Below are 24,367 nucleotides of genomic sequence, written 5' to 3'. Positions count from 1 at the left end.
TCTTGTTTTCCTCCTAACTACGGGTTCGTCACTCGTACTCCTTGAACGTAAATATTGACGGAATCAACCGCAAGACCTACCGTATGGTCCAGCGTATATTTGACTTTTGTTTGAACATTGTGTGCCACTTCAGAAATTTTCGTTCCGTAGCTGACAATGATGTACATGTCAATATGAATGCGATCTTCTTCCTGACGGACGATCACGCCGCGGCTGAAATTTTCTTTTCTGAGGATCTCAGTCAGCCCGTCTTTGATCTGGTTCTTAGATGCCATACCTACGATCCCGTAGCAGTCAATCGCCGCACCTCCGGCAACCGTGGCGACGACTTCATTTGATATATCTATCTGTCCGTATTTTGTTCGGAATTCAATGGACACGTCGGTTCCTCCTTTTTGAGTCACTTTGACCGAGTTATCATCATTCTACTATAAGGACCTTCTTTTTAAAAGAACAGGCATGCTTCTGTCTAAACCTAACCCTACTTATACTACAGCGCGTTCATTTTTTCAAGATGTCAAGTGATTATTCTTGAAAGGATAGCAAACAATAGTTGCAAACGGTTTTCAGCTGTGGTAAATTATTAAAGTATCTGAAGCATCACAGGTGATCAAATCGATAAAGAATGATGATGTTTTTTTGAGAGTTAGGAGGGAAACAAATGGCACGTAAATGCGTTATTACAGGCAGAAAATCACGTTCTGGCAATTCTCGTTCTCACGCAATGAACGCTTCTAAACGCACATGGGGCGCAAACGTTCAAAAAGTGCGTATCCTTGTGAACGGCAAGCCTAAAAAAGTATATGTATCTGCTCGAGCTTTGAAATCTGGAAAAGTTGAGCGTGTATAAGAAAAAATAAACGCCTGCCTATAGCGACCGTGTCCTAAAGGCAGGCGTTTTTTACATTCTTTTTCTTCGTCCGGGAAGGAGCAGTCCGTTTCAAAAGCGGACCGGCGCTTTTAATCTTTGCGAAACGAACCAAGCATTGCCCGGACGATCCCCCCCAAAAACTTCGGTAATTTAATGGTGTAAAATTTCATTCCGTTCCCTCCTCAAGAGTCCCGCAGCCGCATGTATCGCCAGTCTTTTTTAGACAGGCGTAAAGAGCCAGGATATTTTAATCAGTGCTTCTTATCATTATTAATATGCCTTCTGTAAACGAAAAAGCACCTTGTGAATGGATGAGTTCGTTACTAATACATAGTGTAGAACCAAGAGCAATATGACACTTATTTAAAGAATACTTAAATCCTTCGAGAGATAGGTTTTTCACCGTTTCTGTAAACGGGAGGAATGAAACATACGGCTTCGTTTGATCACGCATGACAGTATATGTACCAGGGGAATGCATGGTGATCGCATTTTGCTTGTCGATCATGACAGCGCTCACCTTTTGTTGGAGAGCTTGATAAAGAAGCTGCAGATTCCCGAGAAAATGATCCGCTCTCCCGCCTGAGATGCCGAACATCCTGATCAAGGAAGGCTGCTCTTTGACAGCCCAGCTGAGCGCGAGATCCAAATCTGTTTGATCTTTTTCCGCCTGGTAGATATGCAGACGGGGGGCGGCTTTTTCAAGCGCTTCCTTTTGTTCTGCCGTGATGCTGTCAAAGTCTCCGAACGCTTCATCGGGTATGATTCCCGCTTCCAGAAGCGCCGCCGCTCCTCTGTCGACGCCGACCCAGAGGGCTTGATCGTCACGGTACTGCGATAGATCAGGAATGAGATGGCCGGGTCCTCCGGCGACAATATTGATCGTTTTCATCACTTATCCTTTCTGCACCCCCTTTAAAAAAGAGCACAGCACAGGCTGGCTCTTTTTTAAGAGGAGCACGCCCAAACCGTTTGATTCAGAGGGCTCCTTTAATATTGGAAATGGCTTTTTTGCGGTCTTTTTCATTATAGACGGCAGATCCGGCGACAAGCAGATTCGCTCCCGCTTCAATGCACTGTGCTGCGGTCTCTCTGTTCACGCCTCCGTCCACTTCGATCAGCAAATCTGAAAGTCCTTTTTGCTCAGCAAGCTCTTTGACCCGGCTGATTTTCGGAACGACGGAAGAAATAAACGATTGTCCGCCGAAACCCGGATTCACCGTCATCAAAAGGACAAGATCAAGGTCTTCCAGCACATGTTCGATCTGCTCAACCGGTGTATGCGGATTTAGAACAACACCCGCCTTGATCCCCTGTTCCTTGATCAGCTGGATCGTCCGATGGAGATGCGGACAAGCTTCGACATGGACGGAAAGAATGTCCGCTCCCGCTTTTGCAAATGCAGGTATATAGCGATCCGGGTCCTCGATCATCAAATGGACGTCAAGCGGCAGTTTGGTGATCGGGCGGACGGCTTCGACAACAAGCGGTCCGATGGTGATGTTGGGAACGAAATGCCCGTCCATCACATCAATGTGGATGAAATCGGCTCCGCCCTGTTCTACATCTTTGATCTCTTCTCCCAAACGGGCAAAGTCGGCTGAAAGAATCGAAGGAGCAACATATACCATATTTAATACCTCGGCTTTCTATCTTTAATCTCTTTTAAAAATTCAACATAATGGTCGTATCGATATGAAGCGATGTCCCCGCTTTCCACCGCTTTTTTGACGGCGCAGCTCGGCTCTTTTAGATGCAGGCATCCGCGGAATTTGCATTCTCTGCTTTTTTCACCGATCTCCAAAAAGGTATATCCTAAATCTTCGGCTTCGATGCCGGTGAATTCCAGCGAGCTAAAACCCGGTGTATCGGCCACGAGCCCACCGCCCACATCAATCAGTTCGACATGGCGCGTTGTATGCTTGCCTCTCCCTAAATGGGCGGAAATGCCATCGGTTTTTAGTTCCAGGTCAGGGCTTATCGCATTTAACAGGGAAGACTTCCCCACACCGGATTGACCGGCGAACACGGTGATTCGGTCTCTAAAATGGGCCGTTACTTCTTTTGCGCCGCCCTCTTTGATTGAGGTCAAATAGACGGGGTACCCGATTTTCCGGTAGTCTTCGGCATATTGATGAATGTCTTCTTTTACATCCTCCGCCAGATCCATCTTCGTGATGCAAATGATCGGTTTGATGTCGTTTGCTTCAACAAGCGCTAAAAAACGGTCCAAAAGCGAAGTGCTAAAAGCCGGCTCTTTCGCTGAAAACACCAGAACGGCCTGATCGACATTGCTGATCGGGGGCCTGATTATTTCATTGAGCCTTTCCTTGATTTCAAGAAGGTAGCCTTCCTTATCATTGTCGGCCTGATAGACGACATCATCGCCGACAAGAGGGGTTACTTTGTTCTTTCGGAAAACCCCTCTTCCCCTGCATTGAATCACTTTCCCGCCATCCAATACATAGTAAAAGCCGCTTAAAGCTTTAATGATTTTGCCCTCAGGCATACTGCACCTCCTTTATTCATCCTCAGGATATTCAATCGTTTTGGTCCTGACCACTTTATTGTTGACGGTTACTTGATAATACCCTTTTTGGCCGGGGGCAATCCTGAACTTGATCGTTCTTTCGGTCGGCGCCGTGATTTTAAAATTTTCATAGACGTCGGAAATGCTGTGGTCTTCGTCATCAATCGAAATCTGGACGGTCTGCTCTTCCCCCTCCGTTTCCGGCTCATAAGGGATCTCGATTTTTTCGGTCACCGTTTTGACCGGCTTTTGTTCGGGTCCGAGTGAAAATGTAACCTCAACCTTATCTCCCGGTTTGACGGTCGACCCGGCTGCAGGCTTTTGTTTGATGACCTGGCCTTCCGGAACGTCATCAGAGTGCGCTTCTTTTTCCACCAGTACGAGCTGGTGATCATCCAGATAGCCTGAAGCTGCCTGTTTGCTGTATGTTTTTAAATCTCTCAATGTGATGTCTTCCGGTCCGAGGCTGACCGTCAACTTGACCTCGTCGTCGCCGGGCACGATTTCCGTTCCTGCCGTCGGCTTCTGTTCGATGACAGTGCCGGCTTCTTCTTCATCATGAACCTCTTCCGTCTTGATATGTTTAAAGCCTTTTTGTTCAAGCAGCTTTTGTGCGGCATCGGCTTTTTGGCCGACGACATCTTCCACTTCCTTTTTCGCCTTGCCGGAGCTTTTGTACAGCTTGACTGTCGCACCTTCCTTGACGACATCGCCTGCTGCCGGGTCTGTTTTGACAATCAGCCCTTCCGCAATTTTTTCGTCGGCGATGTCTTCCGCATTTGGATCGACTTCAAACCCTTCTCCTTCCAACGCTGTGACGGCTTCTTCATATTCGAGGCCGCTAACGTTCGGAACCTCTACATCCTTAGGGAAGAAGAGTGACGGAAACACCGTTAAAGCGAGTACGGCAGAAGTGATCAAAATGAAAAGCAGGGTCAGCACGATGAGCGGCCATTTTTTTCTTTTTTTCTTTTTGCCCGCTTTAGCCTGCTTCTTTTTTTCTTTTTTTGATAAAACAGGTGCCTCCTCCGCAACATCAGCGGCATCCCCTTGTCCATCCGCGTCAGACGGAAGGTCTTTGATGACCGGGACCGCTTTCGTCATCTCATCGTCAGACGGAATGGCGAATTTCGCTTCATCGATTCTGTCCGGATCAAAAGCCGTCTGCAAATCGCTTTCCATCTCTTCAGCGGAATCGTACCGGTGAAACGGATCTTTGGCCGTGGCCTTGAGCACGACGTTTTCTAAACTTTGCGGCACGGCGGGATTCCACCTTTTCACTGTAGGGGTTTCCGTTTGCAGATGTTTGAGTGCGATTGAGACCGCTGATTCGCCTTCAAATGGCGTGCGTGATGTCAGCAGCTCGAACAGCACAATACCGAGTGAATAAATGTCGGATTTCTTCGTAGACAGGCCGCCTCTTGCCTGTTCAGGCGACAAATAATGGACAGAGCCCAATACCGAGTTGGTGTGCGTAATGGTTGTTGAGCTTAAAGCCATGGCAATGCCGAAATCGGTGACTTTAATGTGTCCCATATGGTCGATTAAAATATTGTGCGGTTTAATATCCCGGTGTACGATTTGATTTTCATGGGCGTGAGCGATGGCGGAGATGATCTGCTCCATGATTTGGACCGCTTCTTTTGGATGGAGGGGACCGGTTCGGTTTATGTATTCTTTCAGGGTCATCCCCTCTACATACTCCATGACGATATAGTAGATGTCATCTTCTTCTCCGACATCATAAATGCTGACGATATTCGGATGATCGAGGCTTGCTGCGGACTGGGCTTCCCGTCTGAACCGCCTGATGAAATCGGCGTCGTGAACGAAGTCAAATCGCAGCACTTTAATCGCGACTTCCCGATCGAGTATGATGTCTTCAGCCAAATAGACGTTAGCCATTCCCCCTCCGCCGATAGCGCGCAGGATTTGGTAGCGTCCGCTGATCCTTTTGCCGATTAGCACTTGTCTTCACCTTCTTCAGTTTGAAAAGGAAGCTCCAATATCGCGACGGTAATGTTGTCTTCGCCGCCGTTGTCATTGGCCGCCTGAACAAGCCGCTCAGCTTTTTCCTCCGGAGAAGATGAAGCCTCAAGCATTTCCTGCAATGTTTGATCATCCACTTTGTTCGTCAGACCGTCAGAGCATAACAGAACTTGATCGCCGGGTTCGATTTCAAAGGTGTGGGCCTCGACCTGTACATCAGGATCTGTACCGAGCGCTTTTGTCAGCACGTTTTTCCGCGGATGGTGTTCAGCGTCTTCCTTTGAAATCCCTCCGGTTTTGACCAGTTCATTGACAAGCGAATGGTCTTCGGTCAGCTGAGTCAAGCTGTCTTGATGCAGAAGATAGCAGCGGCTGTCGCCGATATGGGCGACCGTCAACGTTTTCCCCTCATATAAAGCGCAGACGACCGTCGTCCCCATTCCCTGGCATTCTTCGTGCGCTCTTGCATGGTCGTATAGTTTTTGATTGACGGCCGAAATCTGCTCTTTCAGCCATGCTTCGCTCTCAGCGGGAGAAGCCGGAATGTCTTCGGTTTGCTCCCAGATGTCCCGAAGGGATGAGACGGCCATCTTGCTAGCAACATCGCCGGCAAGATGACCTCCCATACCGTCGCAGACAACGGCAAAAACATATCCTTCTTTTTCAGTAAAAATGTCCGCAGCATCTTCATTGTGCGGCCGTATTTTTCCCCTGTCCGTCTTTAAGGCTGTCTTCAACCTTGATTCACCTCGTCTCTTCTTTTCGCTCCTTCGCACGCAGCTGTCCGCAGGCAGCGTCAATATCATGGCCTTGCTCTCTTCTGATCGTGACATTTACTCCGTGAGACTTTAATGTTTTTTCAAAGGCGAAAATCTGTTCTTTAGGTGTTCTGACATAGTCTCGTTCAGGTACATAATTGACGGGAATCAAATTGACGTGGCATTTGATTCCTTTTAATAATGCAGCCAATTCTTCCGCGTGCTCTACCTGATCGTTGACACCGCCGAAAAGGCCGTACTCAAACGTGACCCTTCTGCCGGTTTTTTTAATGTAGTATTCGACTGCTTTCATCAGCTCTGGAAGCTTGTACGCTCTGTTGATCGGCATCAGCCGGCTTCTGATTTCCGTGTTTGGCGCGTGCAGAAAAATCGCAAAATTGATTTGCAGCTTTTCATCGGCAAACTCATAGATTTTCGGGATGATGCCGCTCGTTGATACCGTGATGTGGCGCGCACCGATATTCAGCCCTTGATCATGGTTAACGATTTTCAAGAAAGCAAGCATTTCCTGAAAGTTGTCGAACGGTTCGCCGATTCCCATAATCACGATCGAGCTGACGCGCTCGTCTGTTTCATCGAGCGCCTGCTGCACTTTGACCACCTGTGCGACGATCTCGCCTGCTTCAAGGTTCCGCTTCAGCCCTCCGAGTGTTGAAGCGCAGAACGTACAGCCGATCCGGCATCCCACCTGTGTCGTGACACAAACAGAATTGCCATATTCATGCCGCATTAATACGGTTTCGATCGTATATCCGTCATGAAGCTCAAATAAAAACTTCATCGTTCCGTCCTGAGACGTCTGCTTGACGGCCGTTTTCAGCGTTGTTAAGACAAATTGGTCTTTCAGCTTGGCGCGGAGCTCCTTTGAAAGGTTTGTCATCTCATCAAACGATGCGACTCGTTTTTCATAGAGCCACTCGAAAATCTGTGTGGCGCGGAAAGGCTTTTCTCCGTTTTCTTTAAGCCAGCTTTTGATATCCTCTATTTCAAAAGAATAAATGGACGGTTTCTCTGTCCGCAATTCTTTTCTGATCTTTTGTTTCGTTTCAATCATTGTGATCCCTACTTTCTCATGCTGCAAATAAAGAAGCCGTCTGTACCAAAGTAGTGAGGGAGGATTTGAATGCTCCCATCCTTGACATACGGCGCCGCTTTTTCGGGCAGCCGCTCGACGAGGGTGGGGTCCGCTTCAAATTCGTCGTGTTCTTCCAAAAAAGCATGCATGACTTGTTCATTTTCTGTCCGGTCCATCGTACACGTACTGTAGACCAGTGTTCCGCCGTTTTTCAAAAGCGGTGCGATTTCCCTTAAAATGGCGAGCTGAATCCCGGCAAGACGAGAGGAATCTTCAGGCGATTTGCTGTATTTAAGATCCGGCTTTCTCCGGATGACACCAAAGCCGGAGCACGGAGCATCGACGAGAATCCGGTCAAAAGTTTCCGGCTCGAAAGCTGCACCGGCCTTTCTGGCGTCCAGCGCCCGGGCTTCGATGTTTGACAGGCCGAGCCGGCCGGCCGCTTCCTTGATCAGCTTGACTTTATGCTGATGAAGGTCAAGGGAGACAATCTTCCCCGTATTTTCAAGAAGCTCGCCGATATGGGTCGATTTTCCTCCCGGGGCGGCGCAGGCGTCAAGAATCGTTTCTCCTGGTACCGGGCCGACCGCTCTTCCCACGAGCATTGAGCTTTCATCCTGAATGGTCACATCGCCTTCTTTGAAAAACGGACTCGCTGCGATCGTTCCTTTTAACAGCTTTACAGCATCTTCGGACAAATCGCCTTCCTCCGCCTCAAATCCTGCTTCACTGAGGCGTTTAAGCAGTGTGTCTCTGTCGTTTTTCAGCGTATTGACCCGGAGCGTTTGCTTCGGCGGAATCATATGGATTCTGCACACTTGTTCAGCAGCCTCAAATCCGTAAGCCTCCGTCCATTCTCTGACAAGCCACTCCGGATGGCTCGTTTCAACCGCCAGGCGCTCAATCGGATCGCTGATATCAGCAAATGAAGGAACGCCTTCCCTCTGAATCGAACGCAAAACCCCGTTAACGAATGAAGAAATGCCTTTGTGCCCGCGTTTTTTCGCGATCTCAACCGCTTCAAACAGTGCGGCGCGGTCAGGTATTTTCTCCAAGTATTCCATTTGGTACAGCGACATTCTTAAAAGGTGAATCACCCATAGTTTCACCTTTTCCGGCTTTTTAATAAACGGCTTCAGCATATAATCGAGAGCGAGCCTGTTTTGAAGGGTTCCGTAAACGAGTTCTGTCAGCAACCCTCTGTCCTTGTCGTTTAAATCGCTTGCTTTCATGACAGACTGGAGCAGGAGATTGCTGTATGCCTGATTTTGATCGAGCTTAATCAGCGCATCAAGCGCCACTTCCCTGACATTACTTTTCTTCATCGACATAACCTAATTTCATTCCGGTTTGAAGACCCGCTCCCCTTACGAAGTCTTCGCCCCTCATTCTTTTTTTGCCCGCCGGCTGCACTTCCGTCAGTTTCAGCGCGGTGCTGTTTCCAGTCGCAACGACAATCCCGTCCTTTTCAACGGCGATGATCTCTCCCGGCTCTCCCTGTTTTCCTGCCGAAGTCTTTTTCGCCGCCCAGACTTTCAAGGTCTTTCCGCCGAGCATCGTGTAGGCGACAGGCCAAGGATTTAGACCGCGCACCTGGTTGTACAGAACTTCACCAGGTTTTGACCAGTCGATCCGTTCCTGCTCACGTTTAATGTTTGGCGCATATGTCGCTTTTTCTTCATCCTGTTTTTCCGGTGACACCGAACCGTTGATGACTTTCAGAACCGTTTCGGAAAGAAGCGCGGCTCCCGCCTGGCTCAGTTTATCATGAAGGGTGCCGACATTATCATCTTCTTCGATGTCCACTTCCACTTTTGACAGCATGTCCCCCGCATCGAGCTTTTCGACCATGTACATAATCGTCACACCCGTTTTCTGTTTGCCTTCAAGGATTGCGTAGTGGATCGGCGCTCCTCCGCGAAGCTCGGGCAAGAGGGAAGCGTGGACATTGATGCAGCCGTATTTCGGATAATCCAAAAGCTTTTTCGGCAGGATTTGGCCAAATGCCGCCGTTACGATTAGGTCGGGCTCAAGCTGAAGAATCCTGTCGGTCTCCTCCTCTACCCGCACCCTTTCAGGCTGAAGCACGGGAATGCCGTGCCGCAGCGCTTCTTCTTTGACCGGAGGCGGTGTCATGACCTTTTTTCGCCCCTTTGGACGATCGGGCTGAGTGACGACACCCACCACATCATAGCCGTCTTTGATCAGTGTATTCAGCACCGGAACCGAAAAATCCGGCGTCCCCATAAAAACGATCCTTGTCATCCAATCATCCTTCCATTTCCTCAAGTTCTTCCGCTTCAATGTAGCGCGTTACTTTTGACGTAAATAAAACGCCGTCCAGGTGGTCGATTTCGTGCAGCAGCGCTCTCGCCAAAAAACCCTCCGCTTCAATTGTGAACGGTTTTCCGCGGCGGTCGCATGCCTTCACCTTGACATAGTCAGACCGCGTCACTTCGCCGTATAAACCCGGAAAGCTCAAGCACCCTTCAGGTCCTGTCTGTTCGCCGCGTTCCTCGATGATCTCCGGATTGATCAGCTCGATCCTCCCTGTCTCATCACCGATATCGACGACGGCCGCCCTTTTGGAGACGCCGATCTGCGGAGCGGCGAGGCCGACTCCATCCAGTTCGAGCATCGTGTCATACATGTTATCAAGTAGTTTTTTTAATGATTTATCAAAAGCCGCAACGGGCTCGGCAGGGGTTTCAAGCACTTCTGCCGGGTACGTTACGATCGGTTTTACTGCCAACGATAAGCCCTCCATCTGCTATGTCTTACATCATCATATAAGGATTCATATCTACCGAAATCGACAATTGTTTTTGTTCAATATCCCGCTTATAATGATCCATCACTTTTTTGAGTAAAGATGTAAGCATTTTTTCCTGTTTGTATTTTATCACGCATTGATAGCGATATCTATCTTTGATCCTGGCAATCGGCGATGCGACCGGCCCGAGAATTTTAGCGTCGCCGGAAATGTTCGCTTTTAAAAAGCCGGCGATTTTTTCCGTGACGATGGCCGCTTTTGTCACCTCTTCGTGTGAGACGGTGACGAGCGCCAAATAATAATACGGCGGGTATGCCTGCTCTCTTCTGTGAAGCATTTCCTGCCGGAAAAATGTTTCATAGTCATGCGTTTTCGTGAGCTCAATGCTGTAGTGGGACGGGGTATAAGTTTGAATGATGACCCTGCCCGGCTTTTCGTGACGTCCGGCTCTTCCGCTGACCTGCGTCATCAGCTGAAACGTTTTTTCCGCTGCTCTGAAATCGGGGATGTGAAGCATCGTATCGGCGCTCAGCACCCCGACAAGTGTGACGTTTTCAAAATCGAGCCCTTTGGCGATCATCTGCGTGCCGAGCAGGATATCGGCTTCCCCTCTCCCAAAGGATGTGAGCAGTTTTTCATGGGCTCCTTTTCTTGAAGTTGTATCCACGTCCATGCGGATGACCCTGGCAGCAGGCAAAATTTTCGCCAACTCCTCTTCGACCCGCTGTGTTCCTGTTCCAAAATAGCGGATATGTTCGCTTCCGCATTCGGGACAGCTTGACGGCATCCCGGTTTCATAGCCGCAATAGTGGCATTTGAGGCGCTGGCCGAATCTATGGTATGTGAGGGAAATTTCGCAGTGCGGACATTGGATGACATATCCGCAGTCCCTGCACATCACAAACGAGGAATAGCCCCTTTTATTTAAAAACAGGACGGCCTGCTCGCCTTTTTCAAGCGTCTCTTCAAGAGCTGCCATTAAATCTCTGGAAAACATCGAACGGTTTCCGTTTCTCAGTTCTTCCCTCATATCGACGAGGGAAACGTCAGGCATAACCTGATGGTTGACACGGTGCTTGAGGGTAAGCAGCTTGTAGACGCCTTTTTTTGCGCGGGCAAACGATTCAAGCGTCGGAGTCGCGCTGCCGAGGACGACCGGACACCGATGGTATTCGGCCCGTTTAATCGCCGCTTCTTTCGCGTGGTATCTCGGCATTTCCTCCTGTTTGTAAGATGTTTCATGCTCTTCATCAATAATGATCATACCGAGATTTTCAAACGGGGCGAAAATCGCGGAGCGCGCCCCCACGACAAGCCGGACTTCTTTGCGGTGGATTTTCCGCCATTCATCATATTTTTCTCCTGTTGAAAGCCCGCTGTGCAAGACGGCAACCTGTGAGCCGAAACGGCCTTTGAAACGGTTGACCATTTGCGGTGTGAGCGAGATTTCCGGAACGAGGACGATCGCTTCCTTGCCGGCTTTCAGCACCTTTTCAATCGATTGCAAATAAATTTCTGTTTTACCGCTGCCGGTGACGCCGTGAAGAAGGAATACGTCATGCCGCTTTTCTTCAATCGCTTCTGCCACCGCTTCAAATGCTCGGGCCTGTTCTTCAGTCAAAGCAAGCGGCTCGGTTTTTTTGAACATTCTGTCCTGATAAGGGTCTCTGTAAACCTCCTGCTCGCTCTCCTTCAGCAGGCCTTTTTGAATCAGCGCTTTTAAGGATGCGGAGGACCCGCCGGTCTTTTCGAGAAGATCCTTTGCCGGCACCGAGAGCCCCTCATCGGATGCAATGAAAAACTGAAGAATTGCTGTTTGTTTGACAGCCTGGGCAGAAAGCTCGTCCAGCGCCTCATTCAATTTCGTCCTCGAACAGAGGGGCGCGATCATTCTCTGCGTCTTTTTGTTTGTTTTCTGCTTGACCTTGTAGGCCACTTCAAGGTTTCCTTCTTGAACCTGGCGCTGGATGAGCTTCAATATCCCGTGGTCTTCTATATCTGAATAGGAGAGTGACGTCTTTTCGGAAAACAATCGTTTCAGCCTATCTGGAAGCCGCTCTTCTCTGATCACGTTGATTTCTTTGCCGTACTTCGCTTTCATCGCAGCCGGCAGCATCGCCTGCAAAGCCGTAATTTTATAAGAAAGCGTTTTTTCTGTCAGCCAGTCGGACAAATCGAGCAGCTCTTCGGTTAAAACAGGCGTCAGGTCAAGGATTTCCTCGATCTCCTTGACCGCGCGCCCGGCGAGTTCTGATGTGTCCTTCACACCGATAACAAACCCTTGTATTTTGCGGGCGCCAAAGGGAACGATCACCCGCATCCCTTTTTGAATCATCCCTTTCCATTTTTCCGGGATGCGGTAGTCAAACGGTCTGTCGATATTTTTCGTGGTGACATCGACGATCACTTCTGCAAAGTTCATGAAGAGGTCCCGCTCCGATCAAAAAGCAGGGCGGCTTCCTTTAAGACTTGAGCGGCAACCTCCCGCTTTGTCATCAGAGGGTGTGCTGTCTTTTTCCCGTCTTTATGATAAACCGTGACAATGTTGGTCTCCGTTCCAAAACCGGCGCCTTCAGCGGTGACATTGTTGGCGACAATCATGTCGGCGTTTTTAGAGTCCAGCTTTTTTCGGGCGTATTCTTCAATACTTTCGGTTTCCGCTGCAAAACCGATCAGGATTTGCTTTGTTTTCCTCTGGCCCAGCTCTTTTAAAATATCTTTTGTCCGTTCAAGCTCAATCACCAGGCTGCCGTCTTTTTTCTTCATTTTTTGGTCATGAATATGCTTCGGCCGATAATCGGCGACAGCTGCGGTTTTAATGACGATGTCGCTCTCATCGAATACAGACAGAACCGCTTGATACATCTCTTCGGCAGATTGGACGCGAACGACGTCAACCCCCGGCGGTTCATCAAGCGACGTGGGGCCGCTGATCAGCGTCACACGCGCTCCCAGCTTTGCCGCTTCCTCACTAAAGGCATAGCCCATTTTCCCTGTCGAACGGTTTGAGAAAAAGCGGACGGGGTCGACTTTTTCCCTTGTCGGGCCCGCTGTGACCACAACGTGTTTTCCCGCTAATAGACCGGTCTTTCCACCTGTGAAATGCTCTTCTGCCAATTGGACGATCCGTTCCGGTTCCTCAAGCCGGCCTTTGCCGACATACCCGCAGGCAAGATAGCCTTCGCTCGGCTCAATAAACCGGTAGCCGTCCTTGTAGAGAACATCGATATTCCGTTTGACGGCCGGGTGGTCATACATGTGGACATTCATGGCCGGAGCGATCCACACCGGCGCCGTCGTCGCCAAAAGCGTCGTCGTCAGCATGTCGTCGGCCAGCCCTGAGGCGAGTTTTCCGATAATGTTGGCTGTTGCAGGTGCAACAATCACAAGATCAGCCCAATCCGCAGCGTCGATGTGGGCGATCACGCGCGGATTCGGCTCTTCAAATGTATCGGTATAAACGTGGTGACGCGAAAGCGCCTGGAAAGTGAGCGGTGAGACAAATTCGCAGGCGGATTTTGTCATGATGACTTTGACATTGGCCCCTGCCTGTACAAGCTTGCTCGTCAGTGCGGCTGCTTTGTACACCGCAATTCCTCCGCTTACACACAGCAGAATGTTGCGATCTTTCAGCATCGTTTTCTCCCCCTTATGTTCTGTTGGATGGTTCCCTGAAAAAAATAACAACCTAATGGATAGGTTGCTATTTTTAAGGCTATTAGCGATTTTCCTTTTCAAATGTCAAAAGGCCGGCATCGATTTCCTCCAGCGCTTTGCCGACATATTTATGCGACTTCGGGTTTTCGATCTGTGCGTCTTTGTTGATCTGCATTTCACGGGCGCGTCTTGCCGACACAGTCACAAGCGTGTATTTTGAATCGAGTTTATTCATTAAAGAGTCAATTGACGGATCTAGCATAAGTTATTCAACCTCCAGCATTTTCTTATATCTTGGGGCAACGCGGTCACGCCGCAAATGCTCGGCGAGAACGATTGCTTTGATTCTTTCGCAGGCAAGCTCAATACTGTCATTTTCGACAACATAGTCATAGGCGTCCATCAGTTCGATTTCTTCCTTCGCCGCTTTCATCCGGTTTTCAATCAGGGTTTCAGATTCAGTCCCTCTTGTTGTAATCCGGTTTTTCAGCTCGGCAAGGCTCGGCGGCGCCAAAAAGATAAACAGGCCTTCGGGAAACGCCTTTCTGACTTGGAGCGCCCCCTGCACCTCAATTTCAAGGAAAACATCCTTTCCTTCTTCAAGGGTCTTCTCCACGTAATCGACGGGTGTCCCGTAATAGTTGCCGACATACTCGGCCCATTCGAGCAGCTTGTCGTTTTCAATCATTTCTTCAAATTGTTCACGCGTTTTGAAAAAGTAATCGACGCCGTCTCTCTCACCTTGTCGCGGCTGCCTCGTCGTTACCGAAATCGAATATTCAAACTTTGTGTCCTCCTGAGCAAACAGCGCCTGCCTGACCGTTCCTTTACCGACGCCGGAAGGGCCGGAGAGAACGATTAATAATCCTCTTTCTTTCATAAGGCCAATTATCCCTGCCCTTCATCCATGATTTCTTCTTTAGCGGAAAGCCTTTGTGCTACTGTCTCAGGCTGGACGGCAGATAAGATGATATGGTCACTGTCCATAATGACAACCGCTCGCGTTCTTCTTCCGTATGTAGCATCTATAAGCATACCGCGGTCTCTCGCATCCTGGATCATCCGTTTGATAGGCGCGGACTCCGGACTCACAATCGAGATGAGCCGATTCGCGGATATGATATTTCCAAAGCCGATATTAATCAGTTTAATCGTCATCTTCTACGTTCCCCCTGTATTGGACGTCTCTAGTTTAACCTGGAGAGAACATCCCTAAACAATACGCACAATCGCTATTCTATATTTTGCACTTGTTCTTTTATTTTTTCAATAGAGCTTTTCATTTCGACTACATGTTTTGTGATCTGATGATCATTTGCCTTTGAGCCGATCGTATTCGCTTCCCGGTTGAGCTCCTGCACGAGAAAATCAAGCTTTCTCCCCGCCGGCCCGCCTGAATCGCAAATATCGCGGAACTGGCGGAAATGGCTTTTCAGCCTTGTCACTTCCTCCGTGATATCGGAGCGGTCAGCAAACAAAGCGACTTCGGTCAAGAGCCGGCTTTCGTCGAGGCGGTCCGCCGACCATTCTTCAAGCCTTGCCTCAAGGCGCTCCCTATAGTGGTCAACGACGCGGGGAGCAAGCTTTGCGACATCGTCTGTCAGCTTCTCAAGCCTTTCGATTTGCAGAAGGCAGTCTTCCTTAAGCCTCAGCCCTTCTGCTTCGCGCATGCTGCACAGTTCAAGGATGGCTTCCTCAACCGCTTCGAGAAGAACACCTTCAAGCTGCTCGTTGCGGACAGGCTCCTCCTCAACCTGAACGACATGTTCAAACTGAAAGGCGTCATGAACCGTGACATCTCCCGAAAGCTGACAGCGGTCTTTCATCTCGCCTGCGGCTTTGAGATACTCTTCAAGCAGCGGCCAGTCAACCTGGATTTTCCGGCTGACCAGAGCCTCGCCATCAACCGAAACGAACAGCTCCAGTCTTCCTCTTTGTATATGCTTAAAAATCGTTTGCTTTATTTTGTCTTCTAAATAGAGCAAAGGCCTTGGCATGCGGGCGTTCACTTCTTTAAACCGATAGTTGACAGATTTCAGCTCAACAGCTGCTGTCAGCCCATCCTTCGTTTTGCTCGCGCTGCCGAAACCGGTCATACTCCGTATCATAAAACACACCCAATTCTGTATAAGTAAAAAGGCAATAGAAACCTCTATTACCTTTAAGATTATATCATACAAGCCTATTTTTTTCTTGTCAAAAGTGACCCGGCTAGCAAAAAAGTTGGGATGGCCGACATGCCGATAATCAAGAGCCAGTCTACCATTAAAATCGGGACGGTATGGAAGATCGGCTGCAGCGGCGGATAATAAATGACAACCAGCATCAGCAAAATCGAAGACAAGACGGCCCCGAGCAAGTAAAGGTTCTCAAACGGATTGCGGTCAAAAATAGAACGTTCGCTGCGGCAGTCAAACACATGAATCAGCTGGGCCAGCACCAATGTCGCAAAGGCGACGGTCTGGGCATATGCAAGCTCTTCAGGATTTCGGTGGTAAATGAACATAAAGGCCCCGAGCGTAGCAGCGCCGATTAAAAACCCGCGCGAGACCACTTTCCAGCCAAGTCCCCTCGCAAACACGCCCTCTTTCGGATTGCGCGGTTTTCTCTTCATGACATCGCCCTCAGGCTGATCCATTCCGAGTGCCATGGCCGGGAGCCCGTCTGTCACAAGGTTGACCCAAAGAATTTGAATCGGCACGAGCGGCAAAGGGAGGGCTAGCAGCATCGCAAACAGCATGACAAGAATCTCACCTACATTGGATGCTAAAAGATATCTGATGAACTTTCTAATATTTTCATAGATGTTCCGCCCTTCCTTGATCGCCGATTTAATCGTGGCAAAATTATCATCGACGAGAATCAATGATGAAGCTTCTTTGGCGACATCCGTCCCGGTGATCCCCATGGCGATCCCGATATCAGCTTGTTTGATGGCGGGCGCGTCATTGACGCCGTCTCCGGTCATGGCGACGATATGTCCGTTTTCCTGGTATGCGGTGACGATTTTCAGCTTGTGTTCCGGCGATACTCTGGCAAACACGTAAACATTTTCCGCGGTTTCTGCCAGCTCTTCCTGTGAAAGCTCGTTCAGCATCTGCCCGTCCATGACTTTTCCGCCCGGCGGCAAAAGACCCAGCTGTTTTGCGATCGCCGTTGCCGTCGTCACATGGTCCCCGGTGATCATCACTGTTTTGATCCCCGCTTCCCGGCACTCTTTGATCGCTTTTTTCACTTCCGGACGCGGCGGATCAATCATTCCGAAAAGACCGATAAACGTTAAACCGGATTCCGCTTTTTCGAGCGGCGGATTCTCCGTTTCCTTCAGCGGTTTATATGCGACGGCGATCGTCCGCAGCGCCTGTGAGGCAAGCCGTTCCAGGGCGGCGCTTGTCTCTGTGAGCCGTTCTTTCGTAAACGCTTCCCGGCTTCCTTCTTTCAGCGTGTGTGACGACCGCTTCATCAAGACATCGGGGGCGCCCTTTGTAATCACAAACCGCTTTCCGCTTTTGTCTTCGACGATGACGGACATCATCTTACGCGTCGAATCAAAGGGAAACTCCTCGACGACTTTAAAATGCTCGCCAACATACCGGTCAGTAAACCCCGCTTTTTTGGCCGCCGTTAGCAATGCCCCTTCTGTCGGATCCCCGTCAAGACGAAAATCGCCGTCTTCTTCGATGATGGAGGATGAATTGCAGAGTGCGCCAAACAGCAGAACCTGCTGCAATGATTTGTGGTTTTTGATCTGAATGTCGCGACCATCCATGCTGAAAGAGCCTTTCGGGTCATAGCCGATGCCTGACACGTTCCACGTTTTCCCCCCTGACCAGACATGGGTGACCGTCATTTTGTTCTGTGTCATCGTTCCCGTTTTATCAGAGCAAATAATCGAGGCGCATCCCAGCGTTTCCACCGCAGGCAGCTTCCTGACAATCGATTTTTGCTTGATCATCCGCTGTACACCGAGGGACAAAGCGACTGTCACAATCGCCGGCAGTCCTTCAGGTATAGCGGCAACGGCCAGTGAAACGCCCGCCAAAAACATGCTGTAGATGTCATGCCCTTGAATGACGCCGGCGATAACAACAAGCAGCGTCAGGAAGAGGGCGGCCACGATCAGAATTTTGCCGAGCTCTTCCAGCCTTCTTTGCAGCGGAGTCGAAGCATTCCCGGCCGATTCAAGCATATCGGCGATTTTTCCCATCGCAGAGTTCATTCCTGTGCCAATGACAACGCCCATGCCGCTTCCCCTTGTGACAAGCGTTCCCATAAAGGCCATATTTGTTAAGTCGCCTAAAGAAACATCAGAGGCTTGAAACACATCAGCGTGCTTAGACACAGGAAGCGATTCCCCGGTGAGAGCCGACTCTTCTATTTCCAGGCTCTTTGCCTCGACGACTCGAAGATCGGCGCCGATCCTGTCGCCGCTTGAAAAGCGCACCACATCACCCGGCACAAGCTCTTTTGAAGGAACTTTGATCCAGCTCCCTTCCCTTAGCACTGTCACCTGGGGAGCCGACAGTTCCTTCAATGCCTCAAGCGACCGTTCCGCCCGCCTCTCCTGAAAAAATCCGAGAATGCCATTTACAAAGATAATCGCAATGATGGCGATCGCATCGATGTACTCCCCCAAAAAACCGGAAATCAGCGTCGCCGCTACTAGCACAAGAACCATAAAGTCTTTAAACTGGGAAAAAAACAAGGCGAGCGCCGATGTCCTTTCCCCTTCCTGAAGCTCGTTTGCTCCGTGTCTTTCCAGGCGTTTTTGAACCTCTTTTTCTGTTAAACCATTGTTTATGGACGTTTTTGTTATATTCAACAATTCGGTTTGTCCCATCTCGTGCCATTTCATTGATTCGTCCACTCCTCCTGCCCTAAGTGCTTTAAGACTCCGTCTCTACAAGTCAATTTATTCAGACTCGTCCAAAATCATGCTATAATTATTGAATGGCAATTTAGTTAGAGGAATAACGAGAAAAGGGTGTTATCAACATGTCTTTTGACGGCATTTTTACATACGGAATGACAGAGGAACTGAACAAAGTCATCCAAGGCGGACGGATTGCAAAAATCCATCAGCCGTTTAAGCACGAACTTATTTTTCATATCAGAGCGAACGGGAAGAACGTTAAATTGCTGCTTTCCGCCCATCCAAGCTACGCACGGGTGCATCTCACAAATGAAACATATGATAACCCGAGCGCTCCGCCGATGTTTTGCATGCTGCTCCGCAAGCATCTGGAAGGCGGATTTATCGAGCAGATTGAACAAATCGGAATGGACAGAATGATGGTCTTCCACATCCGAAGCCGCAACGAAATCGGCGATATGCTCGTCAGAAAACTTTTCGTTGAAATCATGGGAAGGCACAGCAACATCGTCTTGACAGATGGAGAAAAAGACGTGATCATCGACAGCTTAAAACACCTTCCCCCTGCCGTGAACAGCTACCGGACCGTTCTCCCCGGCTACGACTATGTTCTGCCTCCAGCGCAGAACAAGCTGTCTCCGCTGGAAACCGGGAAAGAGGACATTCTCCGCCACCTGAACTTTCAGGAAGGAAAATTGGATAAGCAGATTGTCAACACCTTCTCCGGCGTCTCTCCGCTGTTTGCTAAAGAAGCCGTGTTTCGCGCAGGGCTCGCCAACAGGGCGACACTCCCGAATGAGCTTGTGGAGATGTTCGCCGCCGTCAAAGAACGGCGCTTCGCTCCGCAGCTTGTGTCACAAGAGGGAAAAGAATATTTTTACCTGCTTGATTTGACGCATCTAAAAGGCGAAAAGCGTGTGTTTGACAGCTTGAGCGGACTTCTGGATCGCTACTATTTCGGAAAAGCGGAACGCGACCGCGTCAAACAGCAGGCTCATGATTTAGAACGGTTCGTCGTCAATGAAAAGAAAAAAAACGAAAATAAAATCAAAAAGCTCGAAAAAACGCTCGAGCAATCGAAGCACGCGAAGGATTTTCAGCTTTACGGAGAGCTTTTGACAGCGAACCTCTACCAGCTGAAAAAAGGCGATCAATCGGCGACGGTGATCAACTATTATGATGAAGACGGCGGAGAGGTCACCATTCCGCTCGACCCGAATAAAACACCGTCGGAAAACGCGCAAAGCTATTTTACAAAATACCAAAAGGCGAAAAATTCCGTGGATGTCGTCAAGGAGCAGATCAGACTGGCCGAAGAGGAAATCGCGTATTTCGACCAGCTCATTCAGCAGCTCACATCAGCCTCGCCGAAGGATTTAAATGAAATCCGCGAAGAGCTTGCAGAAGGAAAGTATTTACGCATCAAACAGCCTAAGGGTCAGAAAAAGCAGAAAAAACAGGCGCCAACCCTTGAAACATACGAATCGACAGCAGGAGAAACCATTCTTGTCGGCAAAAACAATAAACAGAATGAGTATTTGACGATGAGGCTTGCTGCCCGCGACGATATTTGGCTTCACACAAAGGACATCCCGGGCTCGCATGTCGTCATTAGAACGAGTGATCCGGATGAGAAAACGATTCTTGAAGCGGCTCAGATCGCGGCCTACTACAGCAAAGCGAAAAATTCGGCTTCGGTCCCTGTCGACTATACGAAAATACGCTATGTGAAAAAACCGAACGGCGCAAAACCGGGATTTGTCACGTATGACCGTCAGCAAACCGTTTTTGTCACCCCTGATGAAGACCTTGTCATCAAGCTGAAAAAAACGCGCTGACTAAAAAAGGCCCGAACCTATTGGTTCGGGCCCCTTCTTTTATGAAAAAGCGTTTCGATTTCACGGACAAGCCGATCATCGATCAATTCTTCGATCCGCCCGGCCAGTTCGATCGTGTGGCGCGGACTGGCGCCGTTGGTTGAGACAGAGATTGTCACGTTTCCTTTATGAATGATTTTTGGAACGTAGACGTTTCCGCGTTCGGCTTCACTCGCGACATTGACCAGCTGAGACGCTGAAGCCGATTCGGCAATCCGCCTGTTCGTCTCAGGGTCATCAGTGGCGAGAATCATTAAAAAGGCTTCCTTGAAATCGGCAGGCTCCGCTTTTTTTCTTTTCCAGCTGACACCGTAATGTTCAATCAGCTCAAGCATTTCAGCTGATACTTCAGGACTGACGACGGTCGCGGCTGCCCCTTCATCAATGACCGTTTTCAGCCTTCTTGCGGCAATCCGCCCTCCCCCTGCAATGACGACCGCCTTGCCGCTGATCTTAATGTGCAGAGGCAGCATCGGCTGCTCCTTTAAAATCAAACCGGCCGGACTCGTTTAAAACGGTCTCTTCAACACGATGTAAAAAGGCTTGTTTAATATGGGGGTGGAAGCCGAGATATTCGGTCAGCACAACGTCACGATTGGATTCCTTCAGTTTGGCGGTCTCCCTTTCGATCTCATTCATCAGCATGCCGGTAAACAGCAGATAAGGAACGATGAATGTCGTTTTTCCGCCGGATTCGGTCAGATCTGCCAAAACATCTTGATAATGCGGACGGCAAGCCGTCATAAAGCAGGGAATGACCGTCTCGACGGGGGCGAGTTCCTCTAGGCGCGCCGCAATTTCACTCACATCGCGTTTGACATCCGGATCTGAGCTGCCTCTGCCGATCAATACGACTCTTGCGTTTTCATAAGGTGTCCCCGTTTCCTCAATCCGCGTTAAAACAGCTTTGACGACTTCCTCGTCGACACCAATCGGCTTGCCGTAAGTGACGCGGACGGAAGGATATTGCGAAGAAACGCGGGCGAGTTCCTGAGGGATATCCCTTTTGGCGTGCGCGGCGGTCAAAAGCAGAAGCGGAACAGCGGCAATATGTGTCGCCCCGTTTTGTACACAGGCTTTAAAGCCCGTTTCGATATCGGGCTCCGCCAGTTCCAAAAAAGAGATTTCCTGAATCGGTGCCGCCATATGTTTTTGGCAGTCTTCCAGAAAAGCGGCCGCTTCTTTCTCCGCTTTTTTCAGCCGGCTGCCGTGTCCGATATATAAAATCGCTTGTTTCATATTAAAGCGCCTCGCTTAATGCCGTATTTTTCAGCTCGTTTTCAAACCAGTCGATTTTCGAGCGGAAATGGACCACATCGCCGATCACAATCAGGCTCGGATTCGTGATATTTTCAGTTTTAACGGTTTCGGCCAGCGTGTCCACCGTGCACAGCACCGTTTTTTGTTTGTCCGTCGTGCCCCAGTGAATGAAAGCGGCTGGTGTAGACGGATCTCTGCCGTTTTCGATCAGCAGCCTTTCAATTTGTGTGATGTTTTTGATTCCCATATAGATCACAAGAGTATCGATCCCCGTCGCCAGCGCTTTCCATTTTTCTTCAAAGACTTCTTCTTTTTTGTAATGGCCCGTCACGAAAGCGACGTTTGAGCTTGCCTCCCGGTGTGTTACAGGAATGCCGGCATAAGCGGCCGCGGCTATCCCCGATGTGATGCCGGGAATAATTTCAAAAGAAATCCCGTTTTCAGCAAGGCTTTCCGCTTCTTCTCCACCTCTGCCGAAGACGAACGGATCTCCTCCCTTCAGCCTGACAACGGTTTTGCCTTTTTTCGCATACTTGACGAGAAAATGGTTGATCGTTTCCTGCTTCATCATGTGATAGTCAGGCAGCTTTCCGCAGAAGATCAAATCCGCTCCCGCTTTGGCATGCTGTAAAATCTGTTTATTGACAAGCCTGTCATATAAAATGACATCGGCTTGTTGGATGGCTTTTAAAGCTTTGATCGTCAGTAAATCGGGGTCTCCAGGACCTGCCCCAACGATATATACTTTCCCCATCTTCTTTTCTCCCCCCGATCTGATCTCGATCTTCTCCAAACTCATTATAAATCATAAAGAAAGCGTTCGGTGCCCGAAAATATCACAAAAACCAAACGTTTTCTTTATGAAATAGGAAAGTGCATCAGCTGCACTTTCCTATTGTTCCCGTTTTTAGTTTCCGGATGGTTTCGCAATGGTTTTGACATATTCGACAAGCTGCTCCCTGCATGCGTTTCGGTCGTTTTGACCCGTATCAAGGACAAGCTCCGGCGCTTCGGGTTCTTCATAAGGCGAATCGATTCCGGTGAAAAACGGAATCTCCCCGTTTCTCGCTTTTTTGTACAGGCCTTTCGGGTCCCGCTCTTCACACGTTTCTAAATCGCATTTGACATATACTTCGTGAAATTCATTTTCCTCAACAAGCTGTCTGATGAGGTCGCGGTCTTCTTTAAATGGAGAAATAAATGCCGTAATCACGATCGTCCCCTGTTCGACAAACAGTTTTGCAACTTCGCCGATCCGGCGGATATTCTCTTTTCGGTCCTCATCGGAAAACCCGAGATCTTTGTTCAGCCCGTGTCTGACATTGTCCCCGTCAAGGACCGTCACCTGGTAGCCTTCTTCAAACAATTTGCGTGCGGCTGCGTTGGCAATCGTAGATTTTCCTGAGCCGCTTAAACCCGTCAGCCAAATGATCGAGCTTTTGTGTTTGTTTTTTTCATGGTATTCCTGCTTTGTAATGGATGCCTGATGCCAGACGATATCTTGATTTACCAATTGTTAGCCCCCCTTTTAAGAAACCCCGGCCGCCAAGCCTTTTATCAATGTTTGAATGACTTCAGGGCGGCTGAATGTGCTAGGCGGGAATTCGCCGTTTCTCAGCATGGCCCTCACCTTTGTGCCGGACAAAATGACATGATGTTCTTTGCCGTGAGGACACGTTTTCGCCGTTGCCATTGAACCGCAGACATTGCAGTAAAAGCTGTGTTCAAATTTCAGCGGCGTGATCCCGATCTCTTCCGGTTTAAACTGATCAAACAGCTCCTGCGCCTCATATGTTCCATAGTAATCGCCGACTCCGGCATGGTCTCTTCCGACGATAAAGTGTGTGCAGCCGTAGTTTTTTCTGACAAGCGCGTGGAAGATCGCCTCTTTCGGTCCCGCATAGCGCATCGCTGCCGGGAAGACCCCGAGGAAGACGCGGTCTTTCGGATAATACCCGTCAAGCAGCACCTGATAGCTTTCCATGCGGACATCCGCCGGAATGTCGTCTGATTTCGTTTCCCCGACCAATGGATTGAGGAACAGTCCGTCTACCGTTTCGAGCGCTGTTTTTTGGATGTATTCGTGTGCTCTGTGCACCGGGTTTCTCGTTTGGAAGCCGACGATCGTTTTCCAGCCATTCTCTGCGAATTTTTGTCTCGTTTCCGCAGGTTCAAACGTATGTGCCGGGAATTGCTTTTCACTTCGCTTGATGAGAGTGATCGGCCCGCCGACATAAACATTCCCGCGTTCAAACAGTTTTTTGACGCCCGGATGCTCAATCTCGTCGGTTTTATAGATGCGGACGGCTTCCGTCTTTTTATCCGGCGTATAGATATCTTCGATGTCAATGACGCCGTATGTTTCTCCGTTGTATGTGAGACGGACGGTATCTCCGACTTTCAATTGAACCGCTTTTTGTTCATCAACAGGAAGTGTAATCGGAAGCGTCCATACATGGCCTGCGGCAAGCCTCATGTTTTCCACAACCGAAAGATAGTCTTTCTCTGTTAAAAACCCTTCTAACGGGCTGTATGCTCCGATTCCGATCAGCTCAAGATCGGCAAAAGCGATCACATCCAGTGCAATTTCCTGTGCGATTTGCTCGAAATCAAATTCTTCATTTACGCGGTTTACCAAAACACCGCCGTGTGGTGCTAAACTCATGACTCTGTTTCCCCCTAC

At 49.3% G+C, this 24,367-nt stretch carries 25 protein-coding genes; 2 read left to right on the top strand and 23 right to left on the bottom strand.

Annotated elements, in window-relative coordinates; translation table 11 throughout:
- Positions 1–17: 17 nt before the first annotated feature.
- Positions 18–380, bottom strand: a complete 363-nt coding sequence (locus ACINLD_RS03970; RefSeq protein ID WP_026586929.1) for an Asp23/Gls24 family envelope stress response protein — start codon at positions 378–380, stop codon at positions 18–20.
- Between the two features lie 281 nt (positions 381–661).
- On the opposite strand from ACINLD_RS03970, the gene rpmB reads away from it, so the two are divergent.
- Positions 662–850, top strand: coding sequence for a 50S ribosomal protein L28 (gene rpmB / locus ACINLD_RS03965; protein WP_003181685.1), 189 nt, complete (start codon positions 662–664; stop codon positions 848–850).
- Between the two features lie 110 nt (positions 851–960).
- On the opposite strand, the gene spoVM is transcribed toward rpmB, so the two are convergent.
- The 17 genes from spoVM to ACINLD_RS03880 all read right to left on the bottom strand — a co-directional run bounded on the left by spoVM (position 961) and on the right by ACINLD_RS03880 (position 18,529).
- Entirely contained in the window at positions 961–1,041 is an 81-nt protein-coding gene (gene spoVM, locus ACINLD_RS03960) for a stage V sporulation protein SpoVM (RefSeq protein WP_003221545.1), read from the bottom strand.
- Positions 1,042–1,118: 77 nt separating this feature from the next.
- Positions 1,119–1,763 carry a thiamine diphosphokinase gene (locus tag ACINLD_RS03955; protein ID WP_026586928.1) on the bottom strand — a complete coding sequence of 215 codons (645 nt, stop codon included), beginning with the start codon at positions 1,761–1,763 and terminating at the stop codon, positions 1,119–1,121.
- An 85-nt stretch (positions 1,764–1,848) separates the two neighbouring features.
- Positions 1,849–2,502, bottom strand: a complete 654-nt coding sequence (rpe, locus tag ACINLD_RS03950; protein ID WP_026586927.1) for a ribulose-phosphate 3-epimerase — start codon at positions 2,500–2,502, stop codon at positions 1,849–1,851.
- A gap of 2 nt (positions 2,503–2,504) precedes the next feature.
- On the bottom strand, positions 2,505–3,380 hold the full coding sequence (gene rsgA / locus ACINLD_RS03945) for a ribosome small subunit-dependent GTPase A (RefSeq protein ID WP_410206924.1): 876 nt from the start codon (positions 3,378–3,380) through the stop codon (positions 2,505–2,507).
- Positions 3,381–3,392: 12 nt separating this feature from the next.
- A complete protein-coding gene (gene pknB, locus ACINLD_RS03940; protein WP_026586925.1) occupies positions 3,393–5,369 on the bottom strand; it encodes a Stk1 family PASTA domain-containing Ser/Thr kinase in 1,977 nt (658 codons plus the stop codon).
- Positions 5,363–6,127 (bottom strand): Stp1/IreP family PP2C-type Ser/Thr phosphatase, encoded by a 765-nt coding sequence (locus ACINLD_RS03935; RefSeq protein WP_026586924.1) that lies wholly within the window; start codon positions 6,125–6,127, stop codon positions 5,363–5,365. Before ACINLD_RS03935 ends, pknB begins: the two co-directional genes overlap by 7 nt.
- Before the next feature lie 7 nt (positions 6,128–6,134).
- Complete coding sequence (gene rlmN / locus ACINLD_RS03930) at positions 6,135–7,223, bottom strand: 23S rRNA (adenine(2503)-C(2))-methyltransferase RlmN (RefSeq protein ID WP_410206923.1); 1,089 nt, start codon at positions 7,221–7,223, stop codon at positions 6,135–6,137.
- 8 nt (positions 7,224–7,231) lie between these two features.
- On the bottom strand, positions 7,232–8,569 hold the full coding sequence (gene rsmB / locus ACINLD_RS03925; RefSeq protein ID WP_410206922.1) for a 16S rRNA (cytosine(967)-C(5))-methyltransferase RsmB: 1,338 nt from the start codon (positions 8,567–8,569) through the stop codon (positions 7,232–7,234).
- The gene (gene fmt, locus ACINLD_RS03920; protein WP_026586921.1) at positions 8,556–9,509 is read right to left on the bottom strand and encodes a methionyl-tRNA formyltransferase; all 954 of its coding nucleotides are present in this window, start codon (positions 9,507–9,509) and stop codon (positions 8,556–8,558) included. Before fmt ends, rsmB begins: the two co-directional genes overlap by 14 nt.
- 4 nt (positions 9,510–9,513) lie before the next feature.
- Positions 9,514–9,996, bottom strand: a complete 483-nt coding sequence (gene def, locus ACINLD_RS03915) for a peptide deformylase (protein WP_026586920.1) — start codon at positions 9,994–9,996, stop codon at positions 9,514–9,516.
- Positions 9,997–10,021: 25 nt separating this feature from the next.
- On the bottom strand, positions 10,022–12,439 hold the full coding sequence (gene priA, locus ACINLD_RS03910) for a primosomal protein N' (protein ID WP_026586919.1): 2,418 nt from the start codon (positions 12,437–12,439) through the stop codon (positions 10,022–10,024).
- Positions 12,436–13,653, bottom strand: coding sequence for a bifunctional phosphopantothenoylcysteine decarboxylase/phosphopantothenate--cysteine ligase CoaBC (gene coaBC / locus ACINLD_RS03905; protein ID WP_026586918.1), 1,218 nt, complete (start codon positions 13,651–13,653; stop codon positions 12,436–12,438). The genes priA and coaBC overlap by 4 nt, the downstream gene beginning before the upstream one ends.
- Positions 13,654–13,735: 82 nt before the next feature.
- Positions 13,736–13,936, bottom strand: a complete 201-nt coding sequence (rpoZ, locus tag ACINLD_RS03900; protein ID WP_026586917.1) for a DNA-directed RNA polymerase subunit omega — start codon at positions 13,934–13,936, stop codon at positions 13,736–13,738.
- A 3-nt stretch (positions 13,937–13,939) separates the two neighbouring features.
- Complete coding sequence (gene gmk / locus ACINLD_RS03895) at positions 13,940–14,554, bottom strand: guanylate kinase (RefSeq protein WP_026586916.1); 615 nt, start codon at positions 14,552–14,554, stop codon at positions 13,940–13,942.
- A gap of 8 nt (positions 14,555–14,562) precedes the next feature.
- Complete coding sequence (remA, locus tag ACINLD_RS03890) at positions 14,563–14,832, bottom strand: extracellular matrix/biofilm regulator RemA (RefSeq protein WP_026586915.1); 270 nt, start codon at positions 14,830–14,832, stop codon at positions 14,563–14,565.
- Positions 14,833–14,906: 74 nt separating this feature from the next.
- Positions 14,907–15,782 (bottom strand): YicC/YloC family endoribonuclease, encoded by an 876-nt coding sequence (locus ACINLD_RS03885; RefSeq protein WP_409444698.1) that lies wholly within the window; start codon positions 15,780–15,782, stop codon positions 14,907–14,909.
- 74 nt (positions 15,783–15,856) lie between these two features.
- The gene (locus tag ACINLD_RS03880) at positions 15,857–18,529 is read right to left on the bottom strand and encodes a calcium-translocating P-type ATPase, SERCA-type (RefSeq protein WP_077736862.1); all 2,673 of its coding nucleotides are present in this window, start codon (positions 18,527–18,529) and stop codon (positions 15,857–15,859) included.
- A 140-nt stretch (positions 18,530–18,669) separates the two neighbouring features.
- Between ACINLD_RS03880 and ACINLD_RS03875 the strand changes: the two genes are divergently transcribed.
- Positions 18,670–20,385 carry an NFACT family protein gene (locus ACINLD_RS03875; RefSeq protein WP_410206921.1) on the top strand — a complete coding sequence of 572 codons (1,716 nt, stop codon included), beginning with the start codon at positions 18,670–18,672 and terminating at the stop codon, positions 20,383–20,385.
- Positions 20,386–20,402: 17 nt separating this feature from the next.
- Here ACINLD_RS03875 and ACINLD_RS03870 read toward each other — a convergent pair whose 3' ends face one another.
- From ACINLD_RS03870 to sat, 5 genes are all read right to left on the bottom strand, one after another.
- Positions 20,403–20,897 carry an NAD(P)-dependent oxidoreductase gene (locus ACINLD_RS03870; RefSeq protein ID WP_026586911.1) on the bottom strand — a complete coding sequence of 165 codons (495 nt, stop codon included), beginning with the start codon at positions 20,895–20,897 and terminating at the stop codon, positions 20,403–20,405.
- On the bottom strand, positions 20,878–21,663 hold the full coding sequence (locus ACINLD_RS03865) for a sirohydrochlorin chelatase (protein ID WP_277692750.1): 786 nt from the start codon (positions 21,661–21,663) through the stop codon (positions 20,878–20,880). Before ACINLD_RS03865 ends, ACINLD_RS03870 begins: the two co-directional genes overlap by 20 nt.
- Position 21,664: 1 nt before the next feature.
- Positions 21,665–22,438, bottom strand: coding sequence for a uroporphyrinogen-III C-methyltransferase (gene cobA / locus ACINLD_RS03860; protein WP_026586909.1), 774 nt, complete (start codon positions 22,436–22,438; stop codon positions 21,665–21,667).
- Positions 22,439–22,591: 153 nt separating this feature from the next.
- Entirely contained in the window at positions 22,592–23,197 is a 606-nt protein-coding gene (cysC, locus tag ACINLD_RS03855) for an adenylyl-sulfate kinase (RefSeq protein ID WP_026586908.1), read from the bottom strand.
- Between the two features lie 15 nt (positions 23,198–23,212).
- The gene (gene sat, locus ACINLD_RS03850) at positions 23,213–24,349 is read right to left on the bottom strand and encodes a sulfate adenylyltransferase (protein WP_026586907.1); all 1,137 of its coding nucleotides are present in this window, start codon (positions 24,347–24,349) and stop codon (positions 23,213–23,215) included.
- Positions 24,350–24,367: the final 18 nt, after the last annotated feature.

The sequence above is a fragment of the Bacillus sp. z60-11 genome (assembly GCF_046464135.1).
Lineage (GTDB): Bacteria > Bacillota > Bacilli > Bacillales > Bacillaceae > Bacillus > Bacillus sonorensis_A.
The sequence above is the reverse complement of the archived record's forward strand: the minus strand, read 5'-3'. Positions and strand labels throughout refer to the sequence as shown.

What these genes read in the sequence shown, in the direction of transcription:
- sat (WP_026586907.1), bottom strand. Translation starts at nt 24,349, where the DNA reads ATGAGTTTAGCACCACACGGCGGTGTTTTGGTAAACCGCGTAAATGAA.
- gmk (WP_026586916.1), bottom strand. Translation starts at nt 14,554, where the DNA reads ATGAAAGAAAGAGGATTATTAATCGTTCTCTCCGGCCCTTCCGGCGTC.
- rsgA (WP_410206924.1), bottom strand. Translation starts at nt 3,380, where the DNA reads ATGCCTGAGGGCAAAATCATTAAAGCTTTAAGCGGCTTTTACTATGTA.
- fmt (WP_026586921.1), bottom strand. Translation starts at nt 9,509, where the DNA reads ATGACAAGGATCGTTTTTATGGGGACGCCGGATTTTTCGGTTCCGGTG.
- ACINLD_RS03885 (WP_409444698.1), bottom strand. Translation starts at nt 15,782, where the DNA reads ATGATACGGAGTATGACCGGTTTCGGCAGCGCGAGCAAAACGAAGGAT.
- cobA (WP_026586909.1), bottom strand. Translation starts at nt 22,438, where the DNA reads ATGGGGAAAGTATATATCGTTGGGGCAGGTCCTGGAGACCCCGATTTA.
- coaBC (WP_026586918.1), bottom strand. Translation starts at nt 13,653, where the DNA reads ATGCTGAAAGATCGCAACATTCTGCTGTGTGTAAGCGGAGGAATTGCG.
- rpe (WP_026586927.1), bottom strand. Translation starts at nt 2,502, where the DNA reads ATGGTATATGTTGCTCCTTCGATTCTTTCAGCCGACTTTGCCCGTTTG.
- remA (WP_026586915.1), bottom strand. Translation starts at nt 14,832, where the DNA reads ATGACGATTAAACTGATTAATATCGGCTTTGGAAATATCATATCCGCG.
- priA (WP_026586919.1), bottom strand. Translation starts at nt 12,439, where the DNA reads ATGAACTTTGCAGAAGTGATCGTCGATGTCACCACGAAAAATATCGAC.
- spoVM (WP_003221545.1), bottom strand. Translation starts at nt 1,041, where the DNA reads ATGAAATTTTACACCATTAAATTACCGAAGTTTTTGGGGGGGATCGTC.
- rlmN (WP_410206923.1), bottom strand. Translation starts at nt 7,223, where the DNA reads ATGATTGAAACGAAACAAAAGATCAGAAAAGAATTGCGGACAGAGAAA.
- ACINLD_RS03865 (WP_277692750.1), bottom strand. Translation starts at nt 21,663, where the DNA reads ATGAAACAAGCGATTTTATATATCGGACACGGCAGCCGGCTGAAAAAA.
- rsmB (WP_410206922.1), bottom strand. Translation starts at nt 8,569, where the DNA reads ATGAAGAAAAGTAATGTCAGGGAAGTGGCGCTTGATGCGCTGATTAAG.
- ACINLD_RS03955 (WP_026586928.1), bottom strand. Translation starts at nt 1,763, where the DNA reads ATGAAAACGATCAATATTGTCGCCGGAGGACCCGGCCATCTCATTCCT.
- ACINLD_RS03880 (WP_077736862.1), bottom strand. Translation starts at nt 18,529, where the DNA reads ATGAAATGGCACGAGATGGGACAAACCGAATTGTTGAATATAACAAAA.
- ACINLD_RS03870 (WP_026586911.1), bottom strand. Translation starts at nt 20,897, where the DNA reads ATGCTGCCTCTGCACATTAAGATCAGCGGCAAGGCGGTCGTCATTGCA.
- rpoZ (WP_026586917.1), bottom strand. Translation starts at nt 13,936, where the DNA reads ATGCTAGATCCGTCAATTGACTCTTTAATGAATAAACTCGATTCAAAA.
- ACINLD_RS03875 (WP_410206921.1), top strand. Translation starts at nt 18,670, where the DNA reads ATGTCTTTTGACGGCATTTTTACATACGGAATGACAGAGGAACTGAAC.
- rpmB (WP_003181685.1), top strand. Translation starts at nt 662, where the DNA reads ATGGCACGTAAATGCGTTATTACAGGCAGAAAATCACGTTCTGGCAAT.